Annotated in this window: 12 protein-coding genes, 1 tRNA gene and 1 pseudogene; 3 read left to right on the top strand and 11 right to left on the bottom strand. The window is 68.6% G+C overall.

The window, feature by feature from the left end:
• Position 1 precedes the first annotated feature (1 nt).
• Positions 2-1,336, top strand: coding sequence for an AarF/ABC1/UbiB kinase family protein (locus NPJ82_RS05445; RefSeq protein WP_342658593.1), 1,335 nt, complete (start codon positions 2-4; stop codon positions 1,334-1,336).
• 213 nt (positions 1,337-1,549) lie between these two features.
• On the opposite strand, the gene NPJ82_RS05440 is transcribed toward NPJ82_RS05445, so the two are convergent.
• From NPJ82_RS05440 to NPJ82_RS05420, 5 genes are all read right to left on the bottom strand, one after another.
• A complete protein-coding gene (locus NPJ82_RS05440; protein ID WP_342658592.1) occupies positions 1,550-2,611 on the bottom strand; it encodes a phosphoesterase in 1,062 nt (353 codons plus the stop codon).
• Positions 2,612-2,739: 128 nt separating this feature from the next.
• On the bottom strand, positions 2,740-4,380 hold the full coding sequence (locus NPJ82_RS05435) for an alkaline phosphatase D family protein (RefSeq protein ID WP_342658591.1): 1,641 nt from the start codon (positions 4,378-4,380) through the stop codon (positions 2,740-2,742).
• A gap of 26 nt (positions 4,381-4,406) precedes the next feature.
• On the bottom strand, positions 4,407-6,764 hold the full coding sequence (locus NPJ82_RS05430; RefSeq protein ID WP_342658590.1) for a TonB-dependent receptor: 2,358 nt from the start codon (positions 6,762-6,764) through the stop codon (positions 4,407-4,409).
• Positions 6,765-6,937: 173 nt separating this feature from the next.
• Positions 6,938-7,012: transfer RNA gene (locus tag NPJ82_RS05425), tRNA-Glu, on the bottom strand.
• A 105-nt stretch (positions 7,013-7,117) separates the two neighbouring features.
• Positions 7,118-8,491, bottom strand: coding sequence for a 3-deoxy-7-phosphoheptulonate synthase class II (locus NPJ82_RS05420; RefSeq protein WP_112383505.1), 1,374 nt, complete (start codon positions 8,489-8,491; stop codon positions 7,118-7,120).
• A gap of 156 nt (positions 8,492-8,647) precedes the next feature.
• Here NPJ82_RS05420 and NPJ82_RS05415 point away from each other — a divergent pair, with 156 nt between their 5' ends.
• Positions 8,648-9,640 (top strand): M48 family metallopeptidase, encoded by a 993-nt coding sequence (locus NPJ82_RS05415; RefSeq protein ID WP_342658589.1) that lies wholly within the window; start codon positions 8,648-8,650, stop codon positions 9,638-9,640.
• On the opposite strand, the gene NPJ82_RS05410 is transcribed toward NPJ82_RS05415, so the two are convergent.
• Positions 9,637-10,938 (bottom strand): UDP-glucose/GDP-mannose dehydrogenase family protein, encoded by a 1,302-nt coding sequence (locus NPJ82_RS05410; RefSeq protein WP_342658588.1) that lies wholly within the window; start codon positions 10,936-10,938, stop codon positions 9,637-9,639. The genes NPJ82_RS05415 and NPJ82_RS05410 overlap by 4 nt on opposite strands.
• 134 nt (positions 10,939-11,072) lie before the next feature.
• Here NPJ82_RS05410 and NPJ82_RS05405 point away from each other — a divergent pair, with 134 nt between their 5' ends.
• The gene (locus tag NPJ82_RS05405; RefSeq protein ID WP_112383502.1) at positions 11,073-11,414 is read left to right on the top strand and encodes a hypothetical protein; all 342 of its coding nucleotides are present in this window, start codon (positions 11,073-11,075) and stop codon (positions 11,412-11,414) included.
• 195 nt (positions 11,415-11,609) lie between these two features.
• Here NPJ82_RS05405 and NPJ82_RS05400 read toward each other — a convergent pair.
• From NPJ82_RS05400 to araD1, 5 genes and pseudogenes are all read right to left on the bottom strand, one after another.
• Positions 11,610-12,635, bottom strand: a pseudogene (locus NPJ82_RS05400) (glycoside hydrolase family 43 protein); the annotation flags it as partial.
• A 21-nt stretch (positions 12,636-12,656) separates the two neighbouring features.
• Positions 12,657-13,667 (bottom strand): arabinan endo-1,5-alpha-L-arabinosidase, encoded by a 1,011-nt coding sequence (locus tag NPJ82_RS05395; RefSeq protein WP_342658963.1) that lies wholly within the window; start codon positions 13,665-13,667, stop codon positions 12,657-12,659.
• A 71-nt stretch (positions 13,668-13,738) separates the two neighbouring features.
• Positions 13,739-15,307: an alpha-N-arabinofuranosidase gene (locus NPJ82_RS05390; RefSeq protein WP_342658587.1), complete on the bottom strand. Its 1,569-nt coding sequence runs from the start codon at positions 15,305-15,307 to the stop codon at positions 13,739-13,741.
• A gap of 53 nt (positions 15,308-15,360) precedes the next feature.
• Entirely contained in the window at positions 15,361-16,287 is a 927-nt protein-coding gene (locus NPJ82_RS05385; protein ID WP_342658586.1) for a Gfo/Idh/MocA family oxidoreductase, read from the bottom strand.
• A gap of 5 nt (positions 16,288-16,292) precedes the next feature.
• On the bottom strand, positions 16,293-17,294 hold the full coding sequence (gene araD1, locus NPJ82_RS05380) for an AraD1 family protein (RefSeq protein ID WP_342658585.1): 1,002 nt from the start codon (positions 17,292-17,294) through the stop codon (positions 16,293-16,295).
• Positions 17,295-17,309: the final 15 nt, after the last annotated feature.

Genomic DNA, 17,309 nt, shown 5'->3' with positions numbered 1-17,309 from the left:
CATGAGCGAGGAATCGAAGGGCCGGGCCGTGCCCGGCGGACGGATCGGGCGACTGGGCGGCATGGGCCGCATCGTCGGCGGCATCGCCGGGGGAATCGTGACCGAGGGCGCCCGGCGACTGGCGGCGGGCGAGCGGCCGAAAATGAACGACCTGATCCTGACGCCCAAAAACGCGGCACGGGTGGCGGATCAGCTCGCCAATCTGCGCGGCGCGGCGATGAAGCTGGGCCAGATGATCTCGATGGATGCCGGCGACATCCTGCCGCCCGAACTGACGCAGATCCTGGCCCGCCTGCGCGACAATGCGCATCACATGCCGCCCAAGCAACTGGACGGCGTCCTCACGGCGGAATGGGGGCGCGACTGGCGCCGCAAGTTCCGGCATTTCCAGGCGCATCCGATCGCCGCCGCGTCGATCGGACAGGTCCACCGCGCCGAGATGCCCGATGGCCGCACGCTGGCGATCAAGGTACAATATCCGGGGATCGCGAACAGCATCGACGCCGATGTCGACAATGTCGCGACGTTGCTGCGCGTCTCGGGCCTGTTGCCGCGCGAGCTGGATATCGCGCCGCTGCTGGGCGAGGCCAAGCGGCAGTTGCACGAGGAAGCCGATTACGAGCGCGAGCGCGCGATGCTGGAGCGGTATCGCACGCTGGTCGGCGACGATCCCGCCTATGTGGTGCCGGGATCCGACCCGGCGCTGAGCACCGGCCGGGTACTGGCGATGGAATTCGTGGCCGGCGAGCGGGTTGAGGTGCTGGAGGCGACCGATCAGGCGACGCGCGACAAGGCGGCCGAGGCGCTGGTGCGGCTGATGCTGCGCGAACTGTTCGCCTGGGGGGTGATGCAGACCGATCCCAACTTCGCCAACTATCGCTGGCAGGCGGATACGGGCCGGCTGGTGCTGCTGGATTTCGGGGCGGCGCGGGTGATCCGGCCGGAAACGCAGGCCGCCTATCACCGGCTGATCCTGGCGGGCCTGAGCGGCGACCGCGATGCGGTGCGCGTGGCGGCGGTGGAAACCGGCTTTCTGGGCGCGGCGGCGACCGAACGGCACCGGGCGACGGTGGACCGGATGATCGGGGTGATCCTGGCCAAGCTGGAGCAGCCGGGCGCGTTCGACTTCGGCGACCGTGCCTTCGTCCCCGTGCTGCGGCAGGAGGCGGCGACGATGGCGGAGGACCGGGACACCTGGCACCTGCCGCCGGTGGATACGCTGTTCGTGCAGCGCAAGGTGAGCGGGACGGCCCTGCTGTGCGCGCGGTTGAAGGCGCGTGTGGATGTGCGGGGGATGGTCGAGGGGTATCGCGAGGCGGTGTTTGGGGGTGTGTGATTCCTTCTCCTCCTCGGGGAGAGGGGGGGGCCCGTCGCGGAGCGATGGGAGGGTGAGGGGTGGCCAAGCAGTGCGGCGCTTGTGGCGGCCCCTCACCCTTCCCACTGCCTTGCGGCAGCGGGCCCCTTCCAGCATCAGGTCGTCCATGCCCCCGGCATGGACTGAACAGCGCGGGGCGCTGTTCACCTGATGCTCCCCGTAGGAGCGAGGGAGTCAGGGTGCGACTTGCGCCTCCACGATCCCCAAACCCGTAACGAAGCGGTTCCATATCTCCACCGGCAGCGCGCCGCCGGTGGCCTGGGCGTGGCCGTTGCCGTAGCGGCCATCGGCGCCGTCGGGGCGGTGTTCGGCGAGAAAGGCGAGGAGATCGCGGCCGGTGGCGGAGCGGGTGGCGAAGTGGACCCAGCCGGGGCGGTAGCCGCTGTTCGCCGCGATCACGATCTTGTCGCGCAGCCGTCCGCGCCATTGCTGGGCGATCAACGGATGGATCTGGCAGGGCGAGGAAAAGAGGAGCAGCGCGACGTCGCCGGCGATCCGGGGAGGAACGCGGCGGGCGGCCTCCACCGCGTCACGCACCTCCGCCTTTGCCGCCGCGAGCGCCTGGACGTCCGGCCCCTCCCCCCGGGTGATCGCCTTGGGCCCGTCGCCGGCGAGCAGCAGGCGGAGCGCGGGCCCCGCATCGGCGGCGGCGGTGCGGCGCGGTGCGTTGACCAGCGACACGGCATCGCGCAGCGCGGTCTTGCCCCAGCGGCTCTGCGCCTCGGCCAGTTCGGGAAAGCCCGCCGCCTCCGCCATGTCGCCGATCAGGCCGAGTGCGGCGAGCCAGAGCAGGTCGCTTTGGTCGCCCAGCGCCGCCGTCGCCCACCAGGCGATCAGGGCGCTGGTCGGTTCGGGATCGAGCGTATGGCCGCTCAGCGTGATGGCGTCGGGGGGCGTGCCGGTCGGGCGGTGATGGTCGACGACCAGTGTCGGCGTGCCGGCAAGCACCGGTTCGGCACGGGTGCCGAGATCGGCGAGGATCAGCCCGCCGGGGTTCAGGGCGCGCAACCGGCCTGCAAAATCCTCGTCCCACGGGGTCTGCGCCTTGCCGACGATCACCGGTTCGGCGGTGCGGCCGGCGTTGCGCAGCGCGCGCGTGAGGATGGCGGCGGCGGCAAGGCCGTCCGCGTCGAAATGCGCGGCGACCGCGATCGTCTCGTCGGGCGCGATGCGGCCAAGGAAGCGTGCCATGCCGCTGGCGGCGGCGGTTCGGGGGTCGGCCGGGTTCAGGGTCATGGGGGCACAACGCGGGATGGGCGATGTGGATACCGGTGCACGGCGGGCGATGGCGGGATAGTGCGACGATCCGTTCGGCCTTGCGCGAAGTCGAAGGCCGAACGGAAAAGGAATCGGCGTGCTGCCTGTTACGCGATCGGCCGGGTCTTGTCGGTGGTGACGCGGTGGGTGGCGGTCACCCGGCGGGTAAAGGGTTTGGCGAGGATGGTGGACACCGCGATATGTTCGGCGGTGGCCGCATCGGGGGTGAGCGTCAGCAGCGTATAGCCCTTCGAGTCTTGGTCGCAGAACACGACCTCGCGATTCTGGTCTGCCAGCACCTTGCCGAGGCCGGGGAGCAGCGAGCCATAGGACGGGCTGGTGATCGCGGTGGCCCCGAATTCGGCCGCGACCAGGTGGCCGGCATCGTCGTACAGGTCGTTCGACCATGCCGCATGGCTGTCCCCCGACAGGACGATCGGACGCGCGCCGGCACGCCGGAAGCTCTGGTAGAGCCGTTCGCGGGCCGCCGGATAGCCGTCCCACGAATCGAGGCTGAAGGGGATGCCGACGCGGTAGCTGGCGAGCGACTGGGCCAGCCGGTCGCGATATGCCGCCGGAATGCGGGCAAGCGTCGCGGCGTATTTTTCAGCGCCCAGCGCCTTTTCCAGATCGGGGCCGGCGACGCGCGCCATTACCACCTGATTGCCGAGCAGCTGCCACGGCTTGTTCGCGCGGACGGAGCGGGCCAGCACATCCTCCAGCCAGCGCTGCTGCTGCGCGCCGAGCATCTCGCGGTCGGGGCGGGCGGCTTCGGCCAGGGCGGCGGCATAATCGCCGGACGCGGGCGCCTGCCCCTTGGGCGCGACCTGTTCGCTGCGCGCGAGCAGCCGGGTTTCCACCATCGCCAGCGTTGCCAGGTCGCCGAACTCGAAGCTGCGGAAGATGGCCTCGCGACCCAGCCCGCGACGCGATTCGCGGATCGGCATCCATTCGAAATAGGCCTGCATCGCCGCCGCCTTGCGCGCGGCCCAGTCGCCCTCGGTCGCGGGGTCGTGGTTCTCGGCGCCGCCGACCCAGCCGTCATTGGCGACCTCGTGATCGTCCCACACGCAGATAAAGGCGGCGCGGGCGTGGGCGGCCTGCATATCGGCATCGCGCTTCACCTGTGCGTGGCGGCGGCGATAGTCGGACAGCGAGACGATCTCGTGCGCCGGATCAGGCAGGCGGTTCAGCTTGCGGCCGATGTCCGCGCCGTACCCCCCGGCGCCATATTCGTAGATATAGTCGCCGAGATGGAGAACCGCGTCGAGCCGGGGCAGTGCCGCCATGTCGGCATAGGCGTTGAACAGGCCGCCGGGATATAGCTGGCACGAGGCGACGGCCAGGACGAGGCGGTCGACCGCGCCCCTGGGCAGGGTGCGGAAGCGGCCGGTGGGCGAGCGGGTGCCGGCGGCGTCGGTGAACCAGAACCAGTAGTCGCGGCCGGGCGCGAGGCCGGTCACCTCCAGCTTGGCGGTATGGTCGGCGGCGGCGCGGGCGACGACCCGGCCGGTGTGGCGGGGTGCGGCGTCGGGGCCGTCGGCGACGTGCCATTCCAGCGCGACGTCGGCACTGGCGTCGGCGGGGGTGGCGCGGGTCCACAGCACGGCGCCGTCCGCGGCCGGGTCGCCGCTGGCGATGCCGTGCTCGAAGCGGGCGCTGGCCGGGGCACGCGCCACAGCCGGAATGGAAAGGCTGGCACCGCTGCCGATCAGGGCGAGGGCGCCGCGCCGTCCGATGATGGTCATGGGTTGGTCTTTCGAAAAGGAGGGCATCAGAAGCGCGCGGTCGCCTGCGCGCCGTAGAAGCGCGGCTCGCCGGGGATGTAGGTGGGGATGCCGAAGCCGCCGCCGGTATTGCCGGCGTCGAGGAGATAGTCGCGGTCGAAGGCGTTGCGGATGAAGCCGGCCAGTTCATAGGCGCCATCCGCGAAGCTGATCCCGGCGCGGGCGTTGACCAGCGTGACGGGGCCTTGCGACGTGGCGGGGCTGTTGGGCAGTTCGAAGAAGATGCTGCTGCGATGCGTGATGCTGGGCGTGGCGAACAGGCGCATGCCACCGCCCAGCGGCGCATCGACGGTGAACCCGCCCGCCGCCTGCCATTTGGGCTGAAGCCGGAAGCGGGCGCCGGAGAAGGCGGGCGCGAAGCTGTTGTTCCGGTCGATGCCACCATCGATATAGCCGACATTGCCGAACACGTTCAGCCAGCGGACCGGGCGGATGCTGAGTTCGGCCTCGACCCCCAGATTGCCGGCCGATCCGGCGCTTTGCGTGATGGCGGTGCCGTTCGCCTGCTGCACGCTGACCTGGAAGCCGTCATATTTCTGGTAATAGACGCCGAGCGAGCCGGAAATGCCGCCATGGCTGGCCTTGATGCCGCCCTCGTAATTCCAGACGACCTCCTCGGGCACGCGTTGCACGTTGGGGATCGCGCCGGCGGCGGAGGCGCGGGCGTTGAGCTGCACCACCGGCGAGCGGCGGCCCTTGGAGATGGTGGCGTAGACGTTCACCGCCGGGCTCAGGCGATACAGCGCGTTGAAGCGCGGCAGGATCGCGGCATAGCTTTGCTGCGCGGTGAAGGTGCGGCCGCCGGTATCGACCTGGTTGGGCACTAGCGAGGCGCCGACGCCGCGCGCCGCCAGCTGCGCGCGCAGTGCCGCGGGCAGCAGCGCCGGCAGGATCGGGCGCGGAACGCTGGCGATATAGCCGGACTTGCGCTGTTCGATCAGCACGCGCGCGCCCGCGGTCAGCTCCAGCGCGGGCACCGGGATCCAGGTGGTGTCGGCAAAGACCGAATAGCTGTCGTTCTGCCCCTGATTCTCGGTCACCGAGCTGTAGGGGATCTGCGTCAGCCGGCCGCCGGTGACCTGTGCGGTGGTGCCGGCCGCGACCACGGCCCCCGCGGCATTGACGCAGCCACCGGTCAGCGCGCCCGCAAGGCAGCCGATGAACGTCCCCTCCTCACCCGAGAAGGGCACGCGCTGGAAATTGTCCTCCACAAAGACGTTCCAGCCGAACGAGGCGCGCCAATGATCGTCGGCATAGTTGAAGCGGCCTTCGTGGCTGGCCTGCCAGCCCTTGGCGATTTCGGCGAATTCCAGATACCAGGCGGCCGAACCGTCGGCATCGAACACCTCGGCACTGTCGAAGCGGCGATAGCCGTTGACGGTGGTGAAGTTCCAGCCATCGGCAAAGTCGTAGCTGGCGGTCAGGTTGACGTCATAGACCTTGCGGTCGAGGCCGAGCTGGTCGTTGCCCAGCACCTGCGCCGACAAGGGCGAGCCGCCCAGGTTCGCACGACCGAACGGGTTGCCGGGGCCATCCTCGGTCGGCAGGGCGCGCGAGATAAAGGGGGTGCCGCCATTGTCCTGCCGGTCGAAGGTGCCGATCAGGTCCACGGTCAGCGCGTCGGTCGGGGTGTAGCGCAGCGAGGCGCGGATGCCGAGCTGGTCCTGCGCATAGAGGTCGCGCTTCTGGCGCGGCGACAGGTTCTCGACATAGCCGTCGCGCGTCTTCCATTCAAAGGCGACGCGCCCGGCGATGACGTCGTTGCCGGCATTGAGAAAGCCGGACAGCAATGTCTGGTCGAAATTGCCGTAGCCGCCGGTCAGCGTGCCCGAGAAACCCTCGCGCGGGCGGGCCGAGGTCAGGCTGATCGCGCCGACCGCGGAGGCGGTGCCGAACAGGGTCGCCTGCGGCCCCTTGATCACCTCGACCCGTTCCAGATCGTAGATCGCCTGGTAGGAGCCGCGCGACCGGGAGATATCGACGCCGTTATAATAAAGGGTGACGCGTGGCCCCTGCTGCGACGATCCTGAATCGGAGGTGATGCCACGGATGACGATGCCGGGATTGTTGGCGCTCTGTTCCTGGATGTTGAGACCGGGAATGTAGCTGGATAGTTCGTCCAGATCGCCGACGCCGAGTTCGGCGATGCGCTGGCCGCTGAGCGCGGAGATGGTGATGGGCACGTCCTGCGCCCGTTGTTCGATCTTTTGCGCGGTGACGATGATGTCGTTGCCGCTCCGCTCGCCTGCGTCTTCGGGCTGTGCGGAGGCCTGGGCGAAAGCGGGCGTGGTGCAGAAGGATACGGACGCGAGCAGCGCCGCGGCAAAAGAAGGACGCGAGATCATGGTTACCCCTTTGGAAGTGGGCAAGCCATTGGCGGTACTAGATGAAATCGCCGCGACGGTCTCGTTACGCGGGTGTGACAAACCAGATAAGTCACACAAGCGGACGCGCGCCCGGGCAAGGTGCGTTCAGGCATCGGCGATGTGGGAGGTCCGCCGTAACAGCGGAAAAACCGTGGTGACCCCTACGAGAATCGAACTCGTGTTTTCGCCGTGAGAGGGCGACGTCCTAACCGCTAGACGAAGGGGCCGTTCGGTGGAGGCGCGCTGTTATCCGTAGAGGCCGTGGCCGTCAAGCGGATTTGCGCGCTTTGCTGTGGATAAGTGGGGAGCGCCCTCCCCACTTATCGATCGGTTCAGGCCGCGTCGCGGCGGCGTTCGGCCATTTCGGCGTTCAGCATTTCGGCGAGCAGGAAGGCCAGTTCGATGCTCTGGCTGGCGTTCAGGCGCGGGTCGCAATGCGTGTGGTAGCGGTCGGCCAGCGTCTGTTCGGTCACGTCGATCGCGCCGCCGGTGCATTCGGTGACGTTCTGCCCGGTCATTTCGGCGTGGATGCCGCCGGCATGCGTCCCCTCCGCCCGGTGCACCGCAAAGAAGCCGCGGACTTCGGCCAGGATACGGTCGAAGGGGCGCGTCTTGTAGCCGGTGGCGGCCTTTACGGTGTTGCCGTGCATCGGATCGCACGACCAGACGACCGGATGGCCTTCGCGCTTCACCGCGCGGACCAGTTTGGGGAGCGCCGCCTCGATCTTGTCATAGCCGTAGCGGGTGATGAGCGTCATGCGGCCGGGCACGCGGCCCGGATTGAGCGTGTCGAGCATGCGCAGCAGCGCGTCCGGCTCCAACGAGGGGCCGCATTTCACGCCGATCGGGTTGCCGATGCCGCGCAGGAACTCGACATGCGCCGACCCCTCGAACCGGGTGCGATCGCCGATCCACAGGAAGTGGGCGGAGGTGTCGTACCAGTCGCCGGTCAGCGAATCCTGCCGGGTCAGCGCCTGCTCGAAGGGCAGCAGCAGCGCCTCGTGGCTGGTATAGAAATGCGTCTGCGACAGTTGCGGCACGGTTTCCGGATCGATCCCGCACGCCGCCATGAAATCGAGCGCCTCGCCGATCCGGTTCGCGGTCTCGGTATATTTCTGCGCCCAAGGGCTGCGGCCCATGAAGTCGTGCGTCCAGCGGTGCACCTGGTGGAGATTGGCATAGCCCCCTTGCGCAAAGGCGCGCAGCAGGTTCAGCGTCGCCGCCGACTGCGCATAGGCGCGCAGCATCCGCTGCGGATCGGGAATGCGCGACGCCGCGGTGAAGGCGATGTCGTTGACATTGTCGCCACGGTAGCTGGGCAGTTCGACACCGTCGATCGTCTCGGTAGGGGTGGAGCGCGGCTTGGCGAACTGGCCCGCCATGCGGCCGAGCTTCACCACCGGCAGCTTCGACGCGAAGGTCAGCACCACCGCCATCTGGAGGATGACGCGGAAGGTGTCGCGGATGTTGTTCGCGCTATGCTCCGCAAAGCTTTCCGCGCAGTCGCCGCCCTGAAGCAGGAAGCCGCGCCCCTCCGCCACTTCGCCGAGCGACGCCGTCAGGTTGCGCGCCTCGCCGGCGAAGACGAGCGGCGGATAGCTGGCGAGCGCGTCGGTCGCCTGTGCCAGCGCGGCGGCGTCGGGATAGTCGGGAAGCTGACGGGCTTCGGCGGTGGTCCAGCTATTGGGGGCCCAGTTCGCGGCCATGGCGATCACTTTCTTCACATTCGATTGTCGGCTCCCATGCGCCGATTTTCCGCTTCGCGCAACGAAGATGGCCTTTCACCCCCCTGCCCCGCGCGCAATGTTGCGCGAATGCGACGAGGCTTTCGGTCGCGGCAGCGGCGGGCTAGGCAGCGGGGCATGAGATCGATGCTTGCCGCCGCCGCGCTGCTCGTGGCGCTGCCCGCACCCGCGCCCGCCCCGGCGCAGGAAACGCCCGAGCAATTCGCCGCGCTGCGTGACGTGGACATGCGGCTGGCCGGGATCGCGTGGCGGCTGGCGACCGCGAACCGTGCGCTGTGCCGCGACCTGGCGCCGGTGCCCGGCATCGCGATCCATGCGATCGACCAATATGATCCGAAACTCCGCGCCGGCCTGCCCGCCATCTTCGGGTTCGAGGCGCCCGTGGCGGTGGAAGGCGTGGTGCCGAACAGCGCCGCGGCGCGCGCGGGCGTGCGGCCGAACGAGGGGATCAGCGCAGTGGCCGGTCAGGCGCTGGCGATCAGCCCCGCCGGGCGCGCGCAGGCGAGCAGCGCGACACGCGACGCCGCCGCCGCCGTGATCGCCCGGCAACCGGCGGATGCGCCGCTGGCGCTGACGCTGATACAGGGCGGGCGGACCCGCACGGTGACGGTGCCGCCCTCCCCCGGCTGTCGGTCGCGGTTCGAGGTGCTGGTCGGGCCGGGGCTGTCGGCATCGGCGGACGGGGATATCGTGCAGATCGGCGTGCGCTTCTTCGAACGGTTCGACGACGACATGATCGCGGTGGTCGTCGCGCATGAATTTGCGCACAACATCCTGAAGCATCGCGAGCGGCTGGATGCGGCGGGGGTCAAGCGCGGGCTGCTGTCCGAATTCGGGCGCAACGGGCGGCTGTTCCGCCAGACCGAGAACCAGGCGGACCTGCTGGGCATGCACCTGCTGCGCAATGCCGGGTGGGACCCGGCACTGGCGGTGCGTTTCTGGCGCGAGCATGGCGGCGAGGTGGACGGTGGCCTCTTCCGCAGCCGTACCCACCCCTCGTCCAAGGCGCGCGGCGATGCGGTCGCCGCGGAGATCGCGGCGATACCGGCGGGAAGTGCGCTCCCCTACCTGCCGCCGGTGCTGGCGGAGCGGGACAAGCCGCTCAACTAGCGGCCGATCGCGGTGTAGCGGAAGCCGGCCGCTTCGACCGCGTCGCGGCGATAGACGTTGCGCAGGTCGACCATGTTGCGCGTCGCCATGATCTGGCCGAGCCGCTTGATGTCGAGCGCGCGGAATGCGTCCCATTCGGTGACGATCACGACGGCATCGGCGCCCTCCGCCGCCTCGTATGCGTCGCGGCAATAGACGAGGTCGGGCATCATCGCCCTGGCCGCCTCCATCCCCTCCGGATCATAGGCGCGGATGGTGATGCCTTCGTCCGCTAGGCACTGGGCGATGGCGATGGCGGGCGCGTCGCGCATGTCGTCGGTGTTGGGCTTGAAGGTCAGGCCGAGCAGCGCGATCGTCTTGCCGCGGTGATCGGGGCCCAAGGCGTGGATGACCTTGCGCCCCATCGCGCGCTTGCGCGTGTCGTTCACCTGCACCACCGCCTCGACGATGCGCATCGGGCTGGCCGCGTCCTCCGCGGTCTTGAGCAGGGCCAGCGTGTCCTTGGGGAAGCAGGAGCCGCCATAGCCGGGGCCGGCGTGAAGGAACTTGCGGCCGATGCGGTTGTCCAGCCCGATGCCGCGGCTGACATCCTGCACGTCGGCGCCCACCGCCTCGCACAAGTCGGCGATCTCGTTAATGAAAGTGATCTTGGTCGCGAGGAACGCGTTGGCGGCGTATTTGGTCAGCTCCGAGGTGCGGCGGCCGACGAACAGGATGGGCGATTCGTTGAGGTAGAGCGGGCGATAGATTTCGTGCATCACGGCGCGGGCGCGTTCGTCGTTGGTGCCGATGACGATGCGGTCGGGCCGCTTGAAGTCGCCGATCGCGGCGCCTTCGCGCAGGAATTCGGGGTTGGAGACGACCTGCACGTCGTGACCCGGCGCCAGACGGCGCATGATCTCCTCCACCCGGTCGCCGGTGCCGACGGGAACGGTGGACTTGGTGACGACCACGGTCGCCGCGGTGACGGCGGCGGCGATCTCCTCCGCCGCGGCATGGACATAGGTCAGGTCGGCATGGCCGTCGCCATGGCGGCTGGGGGTGCCGACCGCGATGAACACGGCGTCGGCGCCCGCGACGGCACCGGCCAGGTCGGTGGTAAAGGACAGGCGGCCGGCGTCCACATTGGTGGCGACGAGCTGGTCGAGGCCGGGCTCGTAGATCGGCATGCGACCGGCCTTCAGCGCGTCGATCTTGCCCGCATCCTTGTCGACGCAGGTCACGTCATGGCCGAAATCCGACAGGCAGGCGCCCGAGACGAGGCCGACATAGCCCGAGCCGATCATCGTGATACGCATTGGCGAAACGTCCCTGTGGCGGGGGCCGAAGTGCCCCGGAAAAGCGGGTGTCTAACCGATCGGCCCGTCTTTTCCAGCAGGCTTGGTACGGTCGGCCGATTGTGCGGCGCGGCAGGATCGGCGATGGAGAGGCGATGAACATTCCTGCGCTCTACGCCGACCTGATCCAGTGGATCGCGGGCGGCACCGGCATGTCCGACAGCATCCTGCACGTCCATGCCGGGATGATCGTGCTGTTCCTCGCGCGGATCGTCACCCGCCGCTCGCTGTCGACGCCGATCCCGCTGGCCTTTGTCGCGCTGGCGGAGGCGGGGAACGAGATACTGGACCGGCTGCATTACGGGTCGTGGCGTTGGGAGGATACGTCGTCGGACATCGTCAACACGCTGTTCTGGCCGACGGTCCTGTTCATCGGCCTGCGGCTGCGCCGGCCGCGGGATCCGGCCGCGGTGCCGGCGCCGGAGACTGCCGAGTAAGCTGCGACGATATCCGGGTTTTTCCCGGATAGAAGCGCATCCGCCTTTCGCACAAGGACGCCTTCGTGGCGGCTGGTGAGGGAGCGCTGGCCGTCACATGCTTCATGCGGCATGGGGGTGTCGCCGGTATCGGCCATGACGCCGGCCACACTTCCATGCTTGCGGGGCCCATGCCGCCGGTCTCCTGCCTCAGGCGAGCGGACCGTTGGCCACCGGCGGGTTGAAGATCGGCACGCCCTTTCCATCGTAACGGATACGCTGCACGCGGGTGTGGCGGTTGGGATCGAACAGCGGATCGCCCTTGATCGCCTCGTAATCGCGCGCATGGAAGACCAGCATGTCGCGACCGCGCTCGTCCACGGTGAAGCTGTTGTGGCCGGGGCCGAAGATCTTGTGCTCGGGCGAGGAGGTCATCACCGGCACCGGGCTCTTGGCCCAGGCGGCGGCATCCATGATGTTGGCATCGTCGCGCGCGGTCAGCATGCCCATGCAGTAGCGCGCGTCGGTGGCGCTGGCCGAATAGGTCATGAACAGGCGGCCGTTGCGCGCCAGGACCGCGGGCGCCTCCGCCACCTTGAAGCCGCGGATCTCCCAGTCCAGCGTTGGCACGGTCAGGCGGACCGGCGTGGCGGCAAAGGTCAGCGGGGTGGCGAGCGGCGCCAGATACAGGTTCGAGTTGGTCTCGATCCCCGGCTCGCGCTGCGCCCAGGCCATGTAGCGCTTGCCGCGGTGCATGAAGACGGTGGAGTCGAGGTTGAAGCTGTCCCACGGCGTCTGGAGCTGGCCGAGCACGCTCCACTTGCCGGTCATGGGATCGGGGCCGTCGCAGACCACCGCATAGGTGCGGATGCGGAACACGTCCTCGCCGCCGCCGCTGGGGCCGGCGGCAAAATACATGATCCAGCGGCCGTCGATCATGTGCAGCTCGGGCGCCCAGAGGAAGCCGGACATCGGCCCGGTCTTCTCATGCCGCCACAGCACCGCCTCCTTTGCGGTCGACAGGCCGGCGATGGTGCGCGAGCGGCGCAGCACCAGCCGGTCATATTCGGGCACCGATCCGGTCAGGTAATACCAGCCATCGGTGTGGCGGAAGACCTGCGCATCGGCGCGGTTGCGCACCAGCGGGTTGACGATCGTGGGGGCCTTCTTCTGCGCAAAGGCGGGCATGGCGGCCGTGGCGGCGGCGCCGGCCAGGAACAGGCGGCGGGTGGGGTCGGACATGTCGCTCTCCATCGATATCGTTCAGTTCAGCGCGGTCGGCCAGCCATCGGTACCCCAGCGCAGCGGCGCGATCCGCAACGTCGGCGCGCCCTTCGCCTCGCGGTCATAGGCATGATAGACGACATAATCGGTGCCGTCGGTATCGTGGAAATGGCCGGGATGGCCGGGGCCGCGAAAGCGCCCCTTTTCCTGCAGATCGGCGCGCAACAGGATGGTGCCGCCGCCCTTCAGCATGGCGCTGCCATCCTTGCCCAGATAGGGGCCGGTGATTGCCTTCGACCGCGCGACGACGGTGTAATAGGTGCTGGCATTGCCCTTGCAGCAATAATCATAGCTGGCGAGCAGCCAGTACCAGCCGCCATGTTCGAAGATATAAGGCGCCTCCACCGGGGCCGGCGCACCGGCGGGCGCAGGGCGGCTGGCGATCGCGATCGGCTTTGCCTTAGGGTCGGCGGGCTTGCCCGTCTTCCGGTCGAGCGCGAACAGCTTCAGCCCGCTCCAGAAGCTGCCTAGCGACAGCCAGTCGCGACCCTGTCTGTCGCGAATGAAGGCGGCGTCGATCGCGTTGAAATCGTCGGCCGGGGTCGACATCACCACCAGCCCCTCGTCCCGCCAGCCATAGCCGGGCTTGGCCGGATCGAGCGTCGGCGTGGTCAGCAGGCCGATCGCCGAGCGGTTCGATCCGAAGGTGGAGACGGCGTAGTAAAGCCGGTAGCGCCCGTCGACGAACGAGATGTCGGGCGCCCAGGCGTTGCCCGATCCGGGGATCGCGGTCTTTGCCCAGGCGGGCAGCGCGGCGAGCGGTGCGGGCGCGCGTTCCCAATGCACCATATCGCGCGAGATACGGTGGGCGATGATGCCGTCCGGCCCCTCGCCCAACCCGGTCGAGAAGACGTGCACCACCCCGCCCTCGCGGATGATGACGGGATCGTGGACGGGCGCGATATCACCGGTGATCCGGTCGTTCAGCGGGGTCGCCTGCGGTGCGGCGGCCCCCAGCATCAGCGCCGCCGCCGCCAGTTTCAGCCCCATTTTCAACCGGCGCATGGCCTGTCCTCTCATAAGTGGCCCCTCCCCGCTTCCCAGGGAGGGGCATCGCCCGCTTAACGCAGGTCGAGCATGACGACCGACTTGGCCGGCAGGGTCACGGTCAGCGTGTTGCCGCTCAGCTGCGCGCCGTTGAAGGCCGTGGGGACGAGATTGTTCGGCTGGTCGAAGGTGTTGAGCGCGTTGATCGTCGGCGCGGTCAGCACCTGACCGCTGACGCCCGACGCGTTCAGGCCGGCCAGCGTCGTGGTCACCGTGATCGCCTTGTTCGGATCGGCGTTGGCGAGGCCGACATGCACCACCCCCGCCTTGTCGCGAACCGCCGACGCGCTGACTGCCGGCATCGTCCACTGCTCGTTATTGTACCAGGGCGACTTCATCTCGATCGGCAGCACGGTGCCGTCCATGTACGGCTTGTACATCTTGAAGACATGGTAGGTGGGCGTCAGCACCATCTTCGCGCCGTCGGTCAGGATCATCGCCTGCAGCACGTTCACCATCTGCGCGATCGCGGTCATCCGCACGCGGTCGGCATGCTTGGCGAAGACGTTGAGGTGGATCGCCGCGACCAGCGCGTCGCGCAGGGAGTTCTGCTGGCGGAGGAAGCCGGGATGCGTGCCCGGATCCTGCGCATACCAGGTGCCCCATTCGTCCACCGCCAGGAACACGCGCTTCTGCGGATCATATTTGTCCATGATCGCGCTGTGCCTGGTGATCAGCTCGTCCATCCTCCACGCGCCCGCCAGCGTCTCCGCCCACGAGGTTTCGTCGAAGTCGATCGCGGACACCTTGGGGACCGGGTTCCAGCCGCCGGGCACGGTGTAATAATGCAGCGACAGCGCATCCAGCTGGCCCGCCGCCTCGCGCATCATCACCTCGGTCCAGTGATAATCGTCGATGTTGGCACCGGCCGCGATCTTCATGATGCGCGTGCCCGCGGGCGCCTTGATGAAGGTGGCGTAGCGGCGGGTGACGTCGGCGGCATATTCCGCGCGCATGTTGCCGCCACAGCCCCACAATTCGTTGCCGACGCCGAAATAGGGCACCTTCCACGGGGTCTTGCGGCCGTTCTTGGCGCGCTCGTCGGCCAGCGTGCCGGCGGGCGAGGTCATGTATTCGACCCACTCCGCCATTTCCTGCGGCGTGCCGTTGCCGACATTGCCCGAGATATACACCTCGGCGCCGACCTGCTCGGTCACGTCCATGAACTCGTGCGTGCCGACGGTGTTCGGCTCGGTCACGCCGCCCCAGTGCGTGTTGATCTTCACCGGGCGCTTGTTCTTGGGGCCGATGCCTTCGCGCCAGTGATATTCGTCGGCGAAGCAGCCGCCGGGCCAGCGGATCACCGGCACGCCCAGGTCCTTCAGCGCACCGACCACGTCGTTGCGAAAGCCGCGCGTGTTGGGAATGCGCTTGTCGTTGCCGACCCACAGGCCGCCATAGATGCCATTGCCCAGATGCTCGGCGAACTGGGTGAAGATGCGCTTGTCATAGGTAGCGCCGGGCTGGTCAGCCCGCACCGTTGCGGTAGCGGTATCACGTGCGGGCGCAGTGGTTTGCGCCTGCACCAGCGCCGCGCTGCCTAGCAGCAGGGCGGCCGTCAGGCTCTTCCACGGTTTCATCATGTCCCTCTCCCTTGTCATGGCGACCGGCCGGTTCGGCCCGCCGGTTCGCCCGTTCAATCCTCGAATGCGTCGACCACCATCCGGTGGCCGCGCAGGAACGCATCGGCGACGAGACGCATCGGCGCCACGTCAACATCGCTCTGCCCCGTCTGCACCAGTTCGGCGAAACGGGCGTAGAGGCCCGCATATTCGCGGTCCTCGCGCGCCTCGCCCCCGTCCGGCAGGGTCAGCACCGCCCCGCCCTTCGACAAGGTGCAGGTGCCGGCATCGGTTTCGACCACGATGTCCCAGGTCTGCGGCCCCGTCTGGCGCCAGTCCAGATCCATCGCGATCGGGGTGCCGGCGCTGTCGCGGAACGACAGGTCGGCGGCAATCGGCGCGGCGCGGTTGGCGGGCAGCGACAGCGTCCCTTCGGTCAGGAAGAAGGGGCGCGGCAATATGTGCGTGGCGATCGACAGCGCGTTGATGCCGGGATCGAACACGCCCAGGCCACCCGGCTCCCAGATCCAAGCCTGCCCCGGATGCCAGACGCGCACATCCTCGCGCCAAGTGATCTGTACGCTGCGGATCGTCTTGTCGGCCAGCCACGTCCTGGCGGGCGCGACACCCGCGGCGTAGCGCGAATGCCAGCTTGCGAACAGCGACGCGCCGGTGGCCGCCGCCTCGCCTTCCAGGGCCACGACCTCGGCCAGCGTTGCGCCGGGCGGCTTTTCCAGAAAAACGTGCAGACCGCGGCCCAGCGCCTGCGCCGCGAGGTCGTAGCGGACCTGTGGTGGGGTGCAGAGCGCCACCGCATCGATCGCAGGCCCGTCCGCCAGCAGCGCGTCCAGGCTGCGGAAGTTCGGCACCTCCGCCAGCCCCTCGCCGCGCGGCGAAACGGTGGCGGCAAGCGTGAAGGCGTCGTTGCCGGCGATCGAGGGCAGATGCTGGTCGCGGGCGATCTTGCCGAGACCGACAATGGCGATGCGGATGGCGCCCATGCCGTTCAGAGCGCCTTGACCGTGGTCACCGCGTCCGCGGCCCCCTCGGCACGCGCCAGCGGGTTGCGCAGCGGCAGCGTGAAGGGCGCCGCCTCGATCTCGAACACGTCGCCTTCCTGCGTGCGCACGCCGTCGGTGAAGGACAGGGTCGCGGTACCGAAGAAGTGGACATGGATGTCGCCCGGCCGGCGGAACAACGCATATTTGAAATGGTGATGCTCAAGGTTCGCCAGCGTGTGCGACATGTTCGCCTCACCCGACAGGAACGGCTTCTCCCACAGCGTCTTGCCGTCCCGCACGATGCGGCTGGCGCCCTCGACATGGTCGGGGATGTCCCCGACGTACAGTTCCGGGCCAAGCGAGGCCTGACGCAGCTTGGAATGGGCGAGCCACAGATAATTGTGCCGCTCGGTCACATGGTCGGAAAACTCGTTGGCGAGGCACAGCCCCAGGCGGAAAGGCGTGCCGTCCGGGCCGATCAGGTAGATGCCGGCCAGCTCGGGCTCCTCGCCGCCATCCTGCGCAAAGGCGGGCATGGTGAGCGCATCGCCGGGCGCGACCAGTTGCGAGCCGTCGCCCTTGTAGAACCATTCGGGCTGCTGGCCGACCTGCCCCTCGGCGGGCTTGCCGCCCTCGACGCCTTCCAGGAACATGCGCATCGAATCGGTCTGTTTCTCGACCGCCGCCGCCTCGCGGTGCATCTTGTCGCGGCCTTCCGCCGAGCCGAGATGGGTCAGGCCGGTGCCTGCCATCACCAGATGCGCCGGATCGGCATGATCGATCGGGGACAGGATATGGCCGGCCGCCAGTTCGGCGACGAGGTCGACGCTGTTCCCGGTGCCACAAGCGCGCACCGCATCCGCCAGGCTCTGCCCGGCTTCGATCGCGCGGGTGGCGAGCGCATGGACGCTTTCGACACCGGGCACGATGGTGGCGCGGTCGCCCTCTGCGACGATTACCGAGCGGGCGCCGTCGGGCGCACGGTGCTGCAACAGGCGGATGGCCATGGTCTTCCCCTCACT

The organism is Sphingomonas sp. NY01, assembly GCF_038809135.1.
GTDB classification, from domain to species: domain Bacteria; phylum Pseudomonadota; class Alphaproteobacteria; order Sphingomonadales; family Sphingomonadaceae; genus Sphingomonas; species Sphingomonas carotinifaciens.
This window is presented reverse-complemented; position numbering and strand designations above follow the sequence as displayed.

Coding starts and splice junctions, on each gene's coding strand:
- NPJ82_RS05445 (WP_342658593.1), top strand. CDS start 2: ATGAGCGAGGAATCGAAGGGCCGGGCCGTGCCCGGCGGACGGATCGGG.
- NPJ82_RS05390 (WP_342658587.1), bottom strand. CDS start 15,307: ATGATGAAACCGTGGAAGAGCCTGACGGCCGCCCTGCTGCTAGGCAGC.
- NPJ82_RS05385 (WP_342658586.1), bottom strand. CDS start 16,287: ATGGGCGCCATCCGCATCGCCATTGTCGGTCTCGGCAAGATCGCCCGC.
- NPJ82_RS05395 (WP_342658963.1), bottom strand. CDS start 13,667: ATGGGGCTGAAACTGGCGGCGGCGGCGCTGATGCTGGGGGCCGCCGCA.
- NPJ82_RS05415 (WP_342658589.1), top strand. CDS start 8,648: ATGAGATCGATGCTTGCCGCCGCCGCGCTGCTCGTGGCGCTGCCCGCA.
- NPJ82_RS05410 (WP_342658588.1), bottom strand. CDS start 10,938: ATGCGTATCACGATGATCGGCTCGGGCTATGTCGGCCTCGTCTCGGGC.
- NPJ82_RS05440 (WP_342658592.1), bottom strand. CDS start 2,611: ATGACCCTGAACCCGGCCGACCCCCGAACCGCCGCCGCCAGCGGCATG.
- araD1 (WP_342658585.1), bottom strand. CDS start 17,294: ATGGCCATCCGCCTGTTGCAGCACCGTGCGCCCGACGGCGCCCGCTCG.
- NPJ82_RS05420 (WP_112383505.1), bottom strand. CDS start 8,491: ATGGCCGCGAACTGGGCCCCCAATAGCTGGACCACCGCCGAAGCCCGT.
- NPJ82_RS05430 (WP_342658590.1), bottom strand. CDS start 6,764: ATGATCTCGCGTCCTTCTTTTGCCGCGGCGCTGCTCGCGTCCGTATCC.
- NPJ82_RS05435 (WP_342658591.1), bottom strand. CDS start 4,380: ATGACCATCATCGGACGGCGCGGCGCCCTCGCCCTGATCGGCAGCGGT.
- NPJ82_RS05405 (WP_112383502.1), top strand. CDS start 11,073: ATGAACATTCCTGCGCTCTACGCCGACCTGATCCAGTGGATCGCGGGC.